The sequence below is a fragment of the Bacillus sp. J14TS2 genome (assembly GCF_018333015.1).
In the GTDB taxonomy this organism is placed as follows: Bacteria; Bacillota; Bacilli; order Bacillales; family Bacillaceae_C; genus Lederbergia.
The window spans coordinates 239483-253249 of record NZ_BORE01000003.1 but is presented as its reverse complement, the minus strand read 5'-3'; the positions used below and the strand labels follow the sequence as shown (position 1 = coordinate 253249).

Annotated in this window: 12 protein-coding genes; all 12 read right to left on the bottom strand. The window is 38.7% G+C overall.

From position 1 onward, the window contains the following. Positions 1 to 35: 35 nt before the first annotated feature. Positions 36 to 338: an EscU/YscU/HrcU family type III secretion system export apparatus switch protein gene (locus KI375_RS05985; RefSeq protein WP_212972793.1), complete on the bottom strand. Its 303-nt coding sequence runs from the start codon at positions 336 to 338 to the stop codon at positions 36 to 38. A gap of 24 nt (positions 339 to 362) precedes the next feature. Then, the gene (locus KI375_RS05980) at positions 363 to 2543 is read right to left on the bottom strand and encodes a hypothetical protein (protein ID WP_212972613.1); all 2181 of its coding nucleotides are present in this window, start codon (positions 2541 to 2543) and stop codon (positions 363 to 365) included. A gap of 304 nt (positions 2544 to 2847) precedes the next feature. After that, positions 2848 to 3105 (bottom strand): flagellar biosynthesis anti-sigma factor FlgM, encoded by a 258-nt coding sequence (flgM, locus tag KI375_RS05975; protein WP_212972612.1) that lies wholly within the window; start codon positions 3103 to 3105, stop codon positions 2848 to 2850. Between the two features lie 100 nt (positions 3106 to 3205). Further along, the gene (locus KI375_RS05970) at positions 3206 to 3613 is read right to left on the bottom strand and encodes a TIGR03826 family flagellar region protein (RefSeq protein WP_212972611.1); all 408 of its coding nucleotides are present in this window, start codon (positions 3611 to 3613) and stop codon (positions 3206 to 3208) included. A gap of 168 nt (positions 3614 to 3781) precedes the next feature. Beyond that, a complete protein-coding gene (locus KI375_RS05965; RefSeq protein WP_212972610.1) occupies positions 3782 to 4492 on the bottom strand; it encodes a ComF family protein in 711 nt (236 codons plus the stop codon). After that, positions 4489 to 5889, bottom strand: coding sequence for an ATP-dependent helicase ComFA (locus tag KI375_RS05960; protein WP_244852328.1), 1401 nt, complete (start codon positions 5887 to 5889; stop codon positions 4489 to 4491). Before KI375_RS05960 ends, KI375_RS05965 begins: the two co-directional genes overlap by 4 nt. 91 nt (positions 5890 to 5980) lie before the next feature. Then, positions 5981 to 6601, bottom strand: coding sequence for a YesL family protein (locus KI375_RS05955; protein ID WP_212972609.1), 621 nt, complete (start codon positions 6599 to 6601; stop codon positions 5981 to 5983). 79 nt (positions 6602 to 6680) lie between these two features. Further along, a complete protein-coding gene (locus KI375_RS05950; RefSeq protein ID WP_212972608.1) occupies positions 6681 to 7586 on the bottom strand; it encodes a carbohydrate ABC transporter permease in 906 nt (301 codons plus the stop codon). A 2-nt stretch (positions 7587 to 7588) separates the two neighbouring features. Next, positions 7589 to 8485 carry a carbohydrate ABC transporter permease gene (locus KI375_RS05945; protein WP_212972607.1) on the bottom strand — a complete coding sequence of 299 codons (897 nt, stop codon included), beginning with the start codon at positions 8483 to 8485 and terminating at the stop codon, positions 7589 to 7591. Positions 8486 to 8558: 73 nt separating this feature from the next. After that, complete coding sequence (locus KI375_RS05940; RefSeq protein ID WP_244852326.1) at positions 8559 to 9863, bottom strand: ABC transporter substrate-binding protein; 1305 nt, start codon at positions 9861 to 9863, stop codon at positions 8559 to 8561. 457 nt (positions 9864 to 10320) lie between these two features. Then, positions 10321 to 11862 (bottom strand): response regulator transcription factor, encoded by a 1542-nt coding sequence (locus KI375_RS27625; RefSeq protein WP_212972605.1) that lies wholly within the window; start codon positions 11860 to 11862, stop codon positions 10321 to 10323. Positions 11863 to 11869: 7 nt separating this feature from the next. Further along, positions 11870 to 13633, bottom strand: coding sequence for a cache domain-containing sensor histidine kinase (locus KI375_RS05930; RefSeq protein ID WP_212972604.1), 1764 nt, complete (start codon positions 13631 to 13633; stop codon positions 11870 to 11872). Positions 13634 to 13767: the final 134 nt, after the last annotated feature.

Genomic DNA, 13767 nt, shown 5'->3' with positions numbered 1-13767 from the left:
CTCCATTCATATAGATTATCGGATTACTTCCCGTATTATTTAGTGATTCGATCGATTTCTTCAATCATTAATAAAATTTCTGCAATCACAGAATAGAGCTGTGGTGGAACATTGTTGCCAAGATCAATGTCCATTAGCTGTCCAACCAGACTCGCATCCTCTTGCATATGGATTCCGTGTTCTTTCGCCATGTCCATCAATTTGACAGCCATCGCTCCTGTTCCTTGTGCGACAACTTGCGGAGCCTGATGGCTATCTGACTCATCATAACGTAACACTGCCGCAGAGGGACCGTTTTTTATGCGGCGCATTTTTTGATTGTAATAGTGTGGCATGATCGCACACTCACTTTCTATTAAAAATTAGACAGAATAATCATAACCATGATCGGAATAAGTTGGTCGTCCTTTAACAGGCGTATCCTCTTTCGCTTCTTCTGTTTTCAATGGAGAAAAGTAAATTTGTCCAACTTGGTAGCCAATCTCCTGAAGGCGTTCCTTTGTTGTTTCTACTAAGGGACTCATTTTTCGTTCAAAATCGACTGAGTCATTTTTTAATGTTACAGATAATACGCGATCGGTTGCATTCAAAAGAATTCCGACATCCCCGACCTGCTTCGTTTCCAATAGGAAATAGAGACTACAATTCTCCCAATCCATTTTTTGCCCAGATTGCTTTGATTGGAGGAAAACTTTTACGTTTTCTACTTGTTCCCGCAAGATAAGCGGAAGGGTAAACATCATTGTTTGCAATCCAGATGCATCAGGCTTGCTTAACAATTGTTGACCAGTGACATTTTGCAAAGCCTGTTCAGCCTTCTGACCTGTCCCATGGCTCTCTGCTAGTTTCATCAACACTTGCTTAAGCGTAGAATCTACCTCACCTGATTTTCCATTTAACAAGTCAGCTTCCCGTGTTATCCCGAGTTGGCGTAGGTATTCAAGTGCATGTCTAGCCGTTGGTTCTTGCCGTAAAGCTTGCTGTGGATCTTCAATTGTACGCCAAAGTTGCTTGTCTAACGGCTCTTCCTGTAAATCAGCCCATTGCTTTGCCACAAAATGCTTGACCTTTTGATCAGATGGCTGAAAAATAATCTTATCCACGGTTGACCTTACTTGTTGAACAATCTCACTAGCCTTCTCTCTATCGCCTTTAGCCAACCATTTCTTCGCCTCATGAAGTTGGGAACTTGCCTGCAATAACGTTTTTTCGGTCGTCATATCCGTATAAAGCATGAAATCACTTTTTAAAATCGCATTATCAAGCTGTTTGATCGCTGTTTCTATAGATGGCCTGGCTAGTACCGGAGATTGTTGCACCATTTTCTCAGCAGTATAGAGGGCATTTGAAATATCCCGTTGCACGGCTTTAAAATCAATAGCAGCTTGTGACATTTTCTTCGTGATTGTCGTGACAATCAAATCTCGTGACGAAGCAGGGATGGCCGCTATAAATTCCTCACTTAATTGATAAGCAGGATTCGTCCCGGCACTCCCTTGCTGTGGCTCCTCTGTTTCTAAAGCTGTTAATCCTTCAGCAAGTGCCTGGCGTGCTGCTAATTCTTTTCCCGTTCCCAATAGTTGCTCTGCTTTTCCAATCGTCTCTTCTAAGGCCTGTTGCTGTAGGGCTGGTAAAATATCCATTTCCTTCTGCAACGTCACAAAAAGCTTTTCCAGTTGAGGTTGCTTTTTCACCTGAGAAAGTGCATGTTCAACGAATTCCTGTTGCGGTGAAATCGTCGACAGCTCTTGTCCGCCCCCAGCTTGTGAAATAATCGCAGATGGAAAAGCTGTCTGCAATTGCGCAGCCACTTTCGCCAGCTCAGGATTCGCCTTTAACTCTGCCGCAAATTCTGTTTCAATCATTTTCAGGGCCTGACTCTCACTCCCACCTGATTGTAAAAAACGGATGATTTCTTGCGCCAAGCGTGCCTTATCTGAGGAAGCTTGTTGTTGCACTTTTTTTAATACATCGACTAACCGGGCTACATCCCCTTGCGCCCCACTTGTTTCGCTTGGTTTTGAGGCAAGTCCATTCAACACTTCTCCCAGTTTTGAACCATGTAAGGTTTCATGTACGGCTTTTAACTGACTTGAAGTAAAGTCCAAATTTTTATTTGCAAGCTGCTGGATGGTAGCCAACTTTTGATCGGTCGTCCCATCCCCTTTTTCCATAAATTGCTGGATCGTTTGCAGCATCTCACGCGTGATTGGGATTTGCTGTTGATTTAGTATTTGGATTGCTTGCCTTGTGCTCTTTGGAAGAGTAGCAGTCTTTGCTGGGATTGCTTGTGGTTGATCCGAAACAACTTTCACTGTCGGAGGTTCTGTTTTTAGATCTGTCACTTGTAGTCGCACACTTCCAGAGTCTGGAAACTTCCCTTCATATTGCACCCTCATTTCTCGGCCTTTCACCTGAATGAGGGCTTCCTTCTCTGGTAGCTTCTCCTTCACATTGCCAGAATAAATTCCGCCTTCCTTAACAGAGGCTGCTGAATCGGCTTGTGGCAAAATGGTTGTTTGGCTATCATTTTGTACTTGCATTTTTTGCACTCCTATTCCTTTCACTGGCTAGAATGTTAAATGAACGCTATATGTAATGGTTTGTATTTTTTCAATAAAAAAGAGAATTCGCCTCATTCCGCGGATTGCGGAAATACCCATTTGACTGGTGCAAATTCCCTAACCTCTGGATGATGGCATAGTGATGCAAAGGGATACATAGAAGAACAACGATCTCCATCCTCTATATAAATCCCATTGCTATTGCTCTTCCTTGAGCCATCTTCGAATCCGTTCGGTAATTTTTATTCAACTATTTTCTGCAATTTAGTATTCAATCCCCATCCTAGAGATCAAAAAACTTAGCCATACTTTTTGCAACTTCTTGAGGATCGACTTCGTAATTTCCAGCTTGCACTTGTTTTTTCAATTCAGCAACACGCAATTCTCTTTCCTTCACAATCGATGGAGTATTTTGCATTTTTTGGGCCTCGGAGGAAATTTCAACTTTATCTGTCTTTTGGCCAGATTCTGATCCTTCTTTTTTATGGACTTGTCTTTGATATGGATTATTTTCGACATGTCTGAAAGGATTAATTTTCATTTCATTCCCTCCTTCATTTCTTCGTCTGTATTATTAATATCGGTAAACTGCCTGATTTATTTAGTTTCTTTTGCTAGGTGAAATTCACTATTTTTCCCTATTACTTTTTTCGCTGATCCTGTGAATAATAAACAGCCTTGTTTAGTTCTTCATGCCGAGTCTTTTCTTTCTCAAATAAAGAGAGCTCCTCCTTAAGTCCTGTGGTACAAGATTCACATAACTTTCCCTCTCTGATCAGTTTACCACACCGGTCACAAGGATAACCAAGATTCGGAAATTGCGCAGCATGTAAACGCCCTTTCCTTACCCATTTGTACAATAAGTTTTCCTCAACACCAGTCGTTTGGGCGATCGTCTCAATGGTGGCTGCACGGTTTTCTCGCTTTCGTAAGAAACGATAGACTTGGTCATAATCAGCTTCCTCTTTTCGATAACACTCATCACACACATCTCGCACGGAATGATTCAGATAGATCTTCCCACAAGTTGGACAATTTAATAAGTCCATGAAAATCCCCCGCTCTTCATATTGTTATCTATTATCTATATCGGCATAATGGAAGAGTTATTAACATAATTTAAGGAAGTTCTCAAGCATATCCCATCGGAGGGAATAACCTTTTATCCTATATATTTATTTTACCAAAAATGAAGGTTTAGAGTTGATCCCCTCTGTTTATCCCCTAGCCACCGTGATCGCTTGAATGTCTTTTGCCCCTGCCATTTTCAACACCTTCGCTGCTTGCCGTAACGTCGTCCCCGTCGTGTAAATATCGTCGAGCAATACAATGTTTTTTTCTTTGATCTCTTCACGGTTTCCTTGAAACTGGAAAATTTGTTTTTGTCTTAGTCTTTCTCCACGTGATTTTTTTGATTGTTTTTCTGAATGGATTCTTTTTAAGCAATCCCTCGTTTCCTGCCCTGCCATTTGGGCAAGTGCTTCCGTCTGATTAAATCCCCTTTCCTGTAAACGTTCTGTACTCAAGGGGATCGTCACCACCCAATCGAATTGGAGCTTTTTCAACTCCTTTACTAGGGTTTGAGCAAATATTTCAGCTATCTGATAATCTCCACGGAATTTAAATAGAGCCATAACGTCTTTTAAAAATTCATTGTAATGATACATAGAGATATTTTGTTTAAGTGTATTAGCCCACCGGGGATCTTGTTCCCAACGAACACAATCCATGCATACATCTGCTTTTATGAATGTTTTATTTAATGCAGCTAGAGAGCGGGAACATATTCGGCAGCGTTCCCCTGTAATCAGTTGGAGTTTCGCTTTGCATGAGGTGCATATCGGAGAGTGTATAGGTGGAAAGATAAGGGTTGCCCATGTAAAATCTCGCTTTAAATGGGTATCACAAACCAAACAATAATTATTCATGAATCAATCAACCCCTTTTTTCTCGCTTCTTGATTCATTTGATCGATATGAGAAAGGGCCTGAATCATCGCTTTTGTCCGTCCGTAATGAAAAAATGTAATATTTCCTTTTGGGAAATCAGTGCTTCTTCCTACACGACCAGAAATTTGCACAAGGGCTGCCTCTGTAAAAATATCATTCTCCGAACCGAGTACAGCGACATCAATATTCGGAAATGTGACGCCTCTTTCTAAAATCGTGGTCGTTAAAAGCAGAGGAATTTCTTGATTTCTCATCTTTTTAACCTTTTGCTTACGATCAGGATCTTCAGCATGGACAGCGGCTATTTTTGGATCTAAACGTTGAAATAAGGGCAATGCTTTTTCCATTAAGTGAATATCGGGCAAAAAAACAAGGGCCTGCTTATTTCTTTCCAGTCTTGTTTCGACCCATGTTTTCACATTCGACGGAATTTTCCCTTTGGCAAATGCTTTTGACCAATTTCCACACCACTTGAATATAGGAATGGGAAGGGGGTGACGGTGATAGCGAGCAGGGATTTTGATATGGGGACGCTTTCCTCGTTTACACTCGCGTTGCCATTTTTTTGAGGGTGTTGCTGTTAAAAAGATGCGGGAAGATTGTGGCTTGGCTGCTTTTTGCACAGCTGCTTGCAAGCTATAATCATAAGAGAACGGAAATGCATCCACTTCATCAACAATGATGACATCAAAGGCCTCTTCAAAACGATATAACTGATGAGTAGTCGAGATCGTCAAAGGGGCAAATAGATGGCGATCTTCACTACCACCATATAATGCAGCCACACGAAGATTTGGAAAAACTTTTTGAAACCGTGGTGCTAATTCAAGGACAACATCTGTCCTTGGTGTCGCCACACATACTCTTTGCTTCCTTTTTATTGCCTCATCAATCCCTGCAAATAAAACTTCAGTTTTTCCGGCTCCACATACCGCCCAGCATAAGAACTCTGAATGAGCATGCACCGCTTTAACGACTGCCGATGAGGCGGCTTTTTGTCCTGCAGATAAGGTACCGTTCCAGTCTAAATAGCTTTGGTCATCCTCAGCTGGTAGCAAATTCGTCCAATATACTGGGGGACCGCTCCACCTATAAAGTGAAGTACATGTGGATACCCGTCCCATTTTAATGCAATTTCGGCAATAATAGCTTTCTTTCCCACAACAAGCGCAGGGGAATGCCGAAAATAAATGTTGCTTGCGATTGCGACAGCGTTGGCACAGAAAAGCTCCATTCTTACCAGTGATTCCTTGAGTTTTTTTCACGAATCCATATTGAAGATGTTCTTGCATGATGTGTTCTGAGAAGGGGATTTCTTGGAGTAATAACGAGCGGCCGAAGAGGAATTGTTGGAGATCTGGAGAATAATTTTTCAATCTATCACCTCAAAAGTAAAAGTTGATTGGAGACAATATATCGTCCCCACAGCTCTATTCTATCGAAGTTTGAATTACTTGGAAAGTCTTTCTATTGCTTTTGAGAATAACCCGCTTGTTTTTGCTTGATTTTTGCAAATGCACGTTGTGCTGGCATCGTAATCACAATAGCCAAAACGCTCATACTAAAAAAAATAGCCAAGCCTTGGAATCTCCATAAAATAAAACCAATGCCAAAAGTACCAATAAGCATAATGAGAGTTGGTAGTGGGTTTATCATCATTACGAAAAAAGAACTTTTGATAACTTTGAGAAGCTTTTGATCATAGTGCACGAAGGTTGGAAACACATAAAATAACGTAAGAACATAAATGAATCCAATGATTAGAAATGGGATTGTTAAGATTGCCGTCATATTACTTGGCGATACTATAAGATAAGCAAAATCAAGATACAGAATATAACCAACTACAAAAGATAAATAGCCAAGAATATTGCTTTTCATAAACTCTTTTTTATATGCTCTGCAAAATGTTTTGAAAATCGCAACATCCGTTTGTCCCCTAGCCCACTTGCGCGCTACTGAAAATGTAGCTGCTGTCGCCGGAAAAAGCCCCACAGCAATTAATCCGACTGCCGAGAAAAAGATCCATAATATATTTAAATAGGCTAGTCTTGTAATCCACTCTAGCACTATATTGACTGCTCTCATTTTGCTCTTCCTCCCTCCGTCATGGACTTTCCAGGGCAATTACCTAGGTAATGACCCTGGAATCAATTCTCCGCCGAACTTACCCTTTCAAACCACTCGTACTTATCCCATCCACCACATAACGTTGGAAAATAAAGAAGATCACAAACACGGGAATCAGTGTGACAACAGACATCGCGAACATTGCTCCCCAATTTGATACTGTTTCATTACTTAGGAACATATTTAGTGCCATCGAAACCGTATATTTACTAGGACTATTCAAATAAAGCACTGGTCCAAGTAAATTATCCCATGTCCAGTAAAAAGTGAATATCGCTGTAGTCGCTAAAGCGGGTGTAATCAAAGGTAAAATGATTCGCCGATAAATACCAAATGTATTACAACCATCAATAGTCGCAGCTTCATCTAGTTCCCTAGGAATTGTCCGGATAAACTGAACCAATAGGAAGATGAAAAAAGGATGACCAAAATATGCTGGAACAACAAGTGGCTTCAATGAATTTAACCAATCTAATTTTGCAAAGATAATGTATTGAGGAATCATCACGACTTCATACGGTAACATGAGCGTCACTAGCATAATCGCAAACCAAAATCCTCTTCCTGCAAACTTTAATCTAGCAAAGCCAAACGCAATTAACGAACATGATATTAAATGACCTATCAACACCAATACTACAAAAATGACTGTATTCTTAATAAACACACCAAAGGAATGTCCACCAAATCCCTGCCACCCTTGCCCAAAGTTTTCAAAAGTAAAGGGGACGGGGATTAAGGATTCAGCCGTAATAAAAATTTGTTCACTGACTTTGAAGGAACTCATAATCAGCCATATTACTGGATATAGAAGTAAGATCGCAAAACCACCAACTAAAATATGGTATAGAATATACTTTGGTTTTAATTTGGAAGGCCGGCGTTTACCTATGCTTTTTCTGGGATAATGCTGTACAATTTCCTTAGAATTCAATCCCTGCATGATTACCTGCCTCCTTCTGACTCATAGTGCACCCAAAATTTCGATGTGGCAAAGATAGCCGATGTTAAAATAGCAATAATAATTAGCATCACCCAAGCCATAGCGGATGCATAACCCATATTAAAAAATTCGAATCCTTGCTTGAATAAATACAGTGAATAAAGAAGTGTCCCGTCTAAAGGCCCCCCCGTCCCCTTTGAAATAATAAAAGCAGGGACAAATGTCATAAAGGCACCAATGGTCTGCATAATGGCATTAAACAAAATAACCGGACTAAGCATTGGTATCGTAATTTTCACGAATTTTTGCATAAAGTTAGCACCATCCACACTTGCTGCTTCATAGTAGCTTTGCGGGATTGACTTCAAACCGGCTAAAAAGATTAACATGGATGAGCCAAATTGCCAGATTGATAGAAAAATAAGCATCCAAAGAGCTGCTGTCGGATTTCCAAACCAACGCACAGCATCTAATCCTATAAGATGTAATGCTAAATTTACGATTCCCTCATCCCCAAAAATATTACGCCACATAATCGCAACGGCGACACTCCCACCGATTAGTGACGGTAAATAGTACATCGTTCGATAAAGACCGACCGCCTTGGATGCCGTATTTAGTAACATGGCGACTAATAGTGCGAAAGCCAATCGCAATGGGACTCCGCCAAATACATAAATGAAAGTCACTTTTAATGACTTTAGATATCGTGGATCATCGGTAAACATTTTTTTAAAATTATCTAGCCCGATCCATCTAGGTGCCGAGAACAAATCATATGAAGTAACTGAAAAGTAAAGAGAGGAAACGATTGGAATCATCGTAAAGGCTAAAAAACCTATAATAAATGGCCCGATAAAAAAATAGCCCCATAAATTATTTCGTAAGCGCACACTCATTTACTCATCCCCTTTCTATTGATATCTGAAAGTTTGATAGCTGATCAATAGGATCAGCTATCATTCGTTATCATTAATTTCCTAAAATACTCTCCGCTTGTTGCCTAAAGTTCTTAGCCGCGTCTTCCGGACTAATTTCTCCATAGTTCATCTGTTCTGATAAACTATCTAGTAATTCGATAATTTGTCCGGCTTGAGCAGGATCTGGTACTCCCATTGGTGAACTGTTTTCTTCTGCCCATTCTATATAATCAAATACTTGGGCTTGGGCTTCCGATACCTCGGATTTTAGGGCTTCTTTTACTTCAGAAGAAACGGGTACACCTCGTTCGGCTAAAATGAATTTATTAGCTTCTACATCATTAATAAAGAAGTCAATAAATTCTGCTGCTGTTTCTTTATGTTTGGAGTTTTCTGTCACTGAGAAAAACATACTTGGCTTAAGGAATAAGCCATCTTTTGCACCTGGTCCAGGCATTGGCGCTATTTCCATTGGTCTATCAGCTACTTGTTGTAAGCCGACAAATTGATTTGACCATTGCCAGATCCCCACGCCTTCTTGCTTTACGACAGGATCATCCTCAATACCTGTTAATTGAGCTGAATAATCAGGCGTTGGGGCTAAACCTTTGTCCACCTGTTCCTTTAGCATTGTGAACCAATCAACGAATAATTGATCATCGTCATACCCTAAACCTGAGCCGTCCTCAGCGTAGAGGCATTTCCCTTGCGTGCGAAGATAATAGTTAAAAAACACATCTGGTGTCATACCTGTATCAAAGTAAATACCAACGCCTTCCGCTTTTTTGGAAAGTTCTTTATAATCATCCCATGTCCAATTTTCAGGAATAGCGTCTACACCAACTTCTTTTAACACCTCTGGATCATATTGAAAACCGATCGCATTAACACCTAAATTAAATCCGTAAACACCATTCCCAACTTTTCCTCCTGTTATCACCGTGTCAGCAATATTAGATGTATCAATTTGCTCACCAAGATATGGTGTTAAATCCGCCAATTGATTATTTTGAGCATATTGAGTGATATACGAGAGATCCATCTGGATAATATCGGGCAATTCATTTGCTGCTGCCTGTGGTGCTAGCTTCTGCCAATAATCGGCCCAAGTAGCATATTCTGCCTCAACTTTTACATTCGGATTTTTCTCTTGGTAAAGCTTAATCACTTCATTGGTTGAATCATGTCGCGGTTGGTCCCCCCACCAGGCGATTCGCAGTGTAACTTCTTCATCTGAATTTTTATTATTATTACCTGATTGATCATTTGAGTCTGTAGAAGTGTTCTCATTGCTGTTACATGCCGCTAACAAGAAAACTAGCAACATTCCTAAAATGAAAACCAAACCTTTTTTCAAAGTAAGTCTCCTCCCCTTTTCTATCCCTTTTTGTAAGCGATTGCAAATATAGTATATCAAAAAGACTGTTCTTTTCATTATAGAAAAAACAGTCCTATTTGTTTAAAAAGAAGAGAAAAAATACTTTTCTTTATGAAATTTGATTCCCCCCCAAAAAAAACTAGGGTTTAAAAATTAAATATCTAGGTGCTTATAAAACGGGGTATTCCTATGTTCAAAGTTCTCCATGTTATAAAGCTGCTATGAGGAAATCCCTTTATAAAATTCCCTAGGGAACCCTTATAGAAAAGTATAAATTTCGGCTAATTCTAGTAGTGCAGACAAAGCAACAGGACAGCGTGCCCTTAGCCATTCATCCTTATTATAGAATTTATACACCAAAAACGGACGCTTGGCTTTTCTTTTCAAAAGACGGGAATGCTAGTAAAAGGGAGATATCTATACGGGAGTATTTTTCTTAAACCTTCCTGTATTCGGAAGGAGTCAATCCCGTTTGTTTCTTAAATACTTGGCTAAAATACTGGGAATCTGTGAAACCAAGTTTTTCGGCTACTTCAAACACCTTGACATCCTTTTCCTTATCAATTATCTCAATCGCCTTCTCCACTCTAATCCTTGTAATATAAGTAGAAAAACGCTCCCCCATTTCTTTCTTAAAAAGCTTGCCTAAGTAATCCGGACTCATAAACATTTTTTCATTGGCGATAAAATTAAGAGAAAGATAGTGATTGCCGATTTCTTTTTCAATAATGTGTAGGACCTTTTGAATAATCGCTGAATGTTTACTTTTATTTTGCTGATAGAAATGGAGGCTTATTTCTTTTGCAACCTTTGAAAATAGAGTATGCATACTGTGAATGGTTTCCATTTCTAATAGTTGCGGCATGATAAGCAAGTATTCCTTCATTTGTTCTGGATGACATAGCCGAATCATTTCATTAAAAAGCTGAACACAATAGGATTTGGTTGTTTGGATATCTAAACGAAGTTGGGCTAATTGCTGAAAAAACTGTGCTAATTCCTTTTCTGCCTCCTCCCATCGTCCTGATTTTACGAATAAACAAAACTTTTGCTCATCATATCGTAAATCATTTTCCTGCGTCGATTGAGTTAAAATATCGTCTTTTGTAATAATACTCCCTTCTCCCAAATAGAAACGATGCTGAAGACATTCCAATGTTTGCTTATAAAGCCGCCTTATTGCAATCATTCTTCCGGCTTCACTAACAGCAATGGTTGTATCTTTTTGATAGTATTGAAAAATTTGTTCACGAATCTTCTCCATTTGGTCATGCAGATTGTCTATTTGCGATGAAATGCCAATCACAAGTAAAACATGCTCTCCCACTGTACAACTAAGAATCATATTTTCAAAGAGATGTTCTGAAATATTTTTAATGGCAAATAAATGTTCATAATCAAATAGATCCTCGATTTGGAAAAGCACAAGTTTAATGAGAGGATTACGAAGCTCCATCCGAAAAATTCGCTGATAATGCTCTAACTCCTTATTGCCATATCCGTCGCTTGTGACAAATTCCTTTAATAGTTGTTCCTTTGCATATGGAAGCATTTTTTCCAATCGCTGTTTCATCTCTTGAATAAATTGATCTTGGGTCTGAACCTTTTCTATCTCTTCTATACATTCTTTTAATGCTTGAATGATATTGTTTTCATTGCAAGGCTTAAGCAAATAATGCTTCACACCATATTGCATCGCCTGTTTTGCATAATCAAATTCAGCAAAACCTGAAAGCATTATAAAATGGATCTCGGGATGCTTTTCATGAACTTTCTCAACTAATTCCACCCCATTCATTCCTGGCATTTTTATATCTGTGATCACAATATCCGGGTGTTTTTCCACAATAAATTGGTATGCTTCTACCCCATTTTTTGCCGTTCCTATTAATGTTGTTTGATAGGTTTCCCACTCGATAAAATTGGAAATTCCTTCAAGAATAATCCGCTCATCATCAACAAGTAAAACTTTATACATTACGATTTCACCCTTTATCATATGGCAATAGTATATGTACAGATGTCCCCACATTTGGCTCAGCTTCTATTCGTATTCCATATTGTTCACCAAATAAACGCTTAATTCGCTCATCAATATTTTTTAGGCCGATCCCTTGTCCCCTTGTTTGAACTTTATAGTTTCTCACCTGTGCTAAAAGTGCTTTATCCATTCCCGGCCCATTATCTGCAACGATTAATTCTATCGTCTTTTCTTTTTTCTCAGAGCTGATTGTAATGAAACAAGGTTCAATCATAGGTTCCAAGGCATGGTGGATGGCATTTTCAATTAAAGGCTGTAAAGTTAATTTCGGTATTTTATATAGAAATAAGCTTGGTTCTACATCTATATGGAAATTTAGTCTATCTTCAAAACGGTATTTTTGAATAACAACATAATTTTTAACAATATTTAACTCCTCTTCAATCGAAACAAGTGGTTCCTTCCAACTCATGGAATTGCGTAATAAGTAACCAAGGGATTCTACCATATTTGAAATTTGCATTTGACGATTACTCTTCGCTAACCAATTAATCGATTCCAATGTATTGTAAAGAAAATGCGGATTAATCTGCGCTTGTAGTGCTTTAAATTCTGTTTCCTTAATCATGATTTGTTTGGAAGAATTGGCATGAATTAAATCGTCGATTTGCTGTGTCATGTCTAAGAAATTTTTATGTAATTCCCACACTTCATCTTTGTGAAGCTTCGGCATATGTAAAATCTCACTTTTTGCTTTGCTAAAATTCCCTTTTTGAATATATTTCATTCCAGCAGCTAAATTTTCTAATGGATTTGTAATGCTTCTAGCAAATTTAATGCCAATCACCAAAACAATGACAAACATTACTATAAATAAAATGGGAATACTCGTTTTGATTAGAAGGATTTGCCGAAAAATCTCGTTAAAGGGGATGATGTTAAAGTAGTGCCAATTAGAAAAATCTGATTCCATCTGCACAATAAAATATTTACTCTGATCGACGGTTTGGATACGATAACCTTCATCATCCTGATTCACTAAAATCATGGCTTCCATATCATTTGGTTCCAATGGATAGATCAGTTCCCCATTATGATTTTTGACAAGAAAATTCCCCTCCTTCTTTTGTGAACTTTCCATAAAATGACGGATTAATTTATCTGTATCCACTCGAATGATCACGGTACCAAGATTAGCAAAACTTAAATCTTGATATTTTCTAATCTCCCTTGCTGAAACAAGTGTAATCTCACTTCCAAGTTGGTCTAACCATATATGACTACCGGCCGATTTATTGGAATGGTCTAAAATATCCTTTTGAATTTCAGTCGGAAGTATCCTTGGTCTTTTCCCTACAATATGAGCTTCCCCGTAAGAATCCACGATATGGACAGCTTCAATATAATTCTCCGAATTAATCAGGTTTAATACTTTATCTTTCATTTTTTGCCGGATTAGAAATTTTTCATATTCCGACCGTTCTTCCCTTAAAGTCGTCAGATATTGCTGAATAAGAGAATCCGTTGCGATCGTATAGGAAACATTCTCGATGTTTTTCAACTCGTTCTCAATATTATCAGCTGATGTATTCAAGACCTGTGCAGATTTTACGTATATTTGTTCATCATAGCTGTGAAAAGCATATTGTAGTCCGATTACCGTCAATAATAAAGAAATGAACATAATACAGGAAATTAAAATCATTAACTTTCTTTTAATGGGCTGATTAAAGTAAACTCTATCCATAAAGCGTTTTCTTTTTATCATATCAATGCTATCCCCTTGCTCTAGATATGAACCACCGTTTCTAGATTTTTCTCCAATACAAAGAACCTCCAAAGCAAAATAGTCCTGCGCACAACAAACAATTACAACAGTTGTACCTATCCCTTCAGCTTTTC

What these genes read in the sequence shown, in the direction of transcription:
- KI375_RS05980 (WP_212972613.1), bottom strand. Translation starts at nt 2,543, where the DNA reads ATGCAAGTACAAAATGATAGCCAAACAACCATTTTGCCACAAGCCGAT.
- flgM (WP_212972612.1), bottom strand. Translation starts at nt 3,105, where the DNA reads ATGAAAATTAATCCTTTCAGACATGTCGAAAATAATCCATATCAAAGA.
- KI375_RS05970 (WP_212972611.1), bottom strand. Translation starts at nt 3,613, where the DNA reads ATGGACTTATTAAATTGTCCAACTTGTGGGAAGATCTATCTGAATCAT.
- KI375_RS05965 (WP_212972610.1), bottom strand. Translation starts at nt 4,492, where the DNA reads ATGAATAATTATTGTTTGGTTTGTGATACCCATTTAAAGCGAGATTTT.
- KI375_RS05955 (WP_212972609.1), bottom strand. Translation starts at nt 6,601, where the DNA reads ATGAGAGCAGTCAATATAGTGCTAGAGTGGATTACAAGACTAGCCTAT.
- KI375_RS05950 (WP_212972608.1), bottom strand. Translation starts at nt 7,586, where the DNA reads ATGCAGGGATTGAATTCTAAGGAAATTGTACAGCATTATCCCAGAAAA.
- KI375_RS05945 (WP_212972607.1), bottom strand. Translation starts at nt 8,485, where the DNA reads ATGAGTGTGCGCTTACGAAATAATTTATGGGGCTATTTTTTTATCGGG.
- KI375_RS27625 (WP_212972605.1), bottom strand. Translation starts at nt 11,862, where the DNA reads ATGTATAAAGTTTTACTTGTTGATGATGAGCGGATTATTCTTGAAGGA.
- KI375_RS05930 (WP_212972604.1), bottom strand. Translation starts at nt 13,633, where the DNA reads ATGATAAAAAGAAAACGCTTTATGGATAGAGTTTACTTTAATCAGCCC.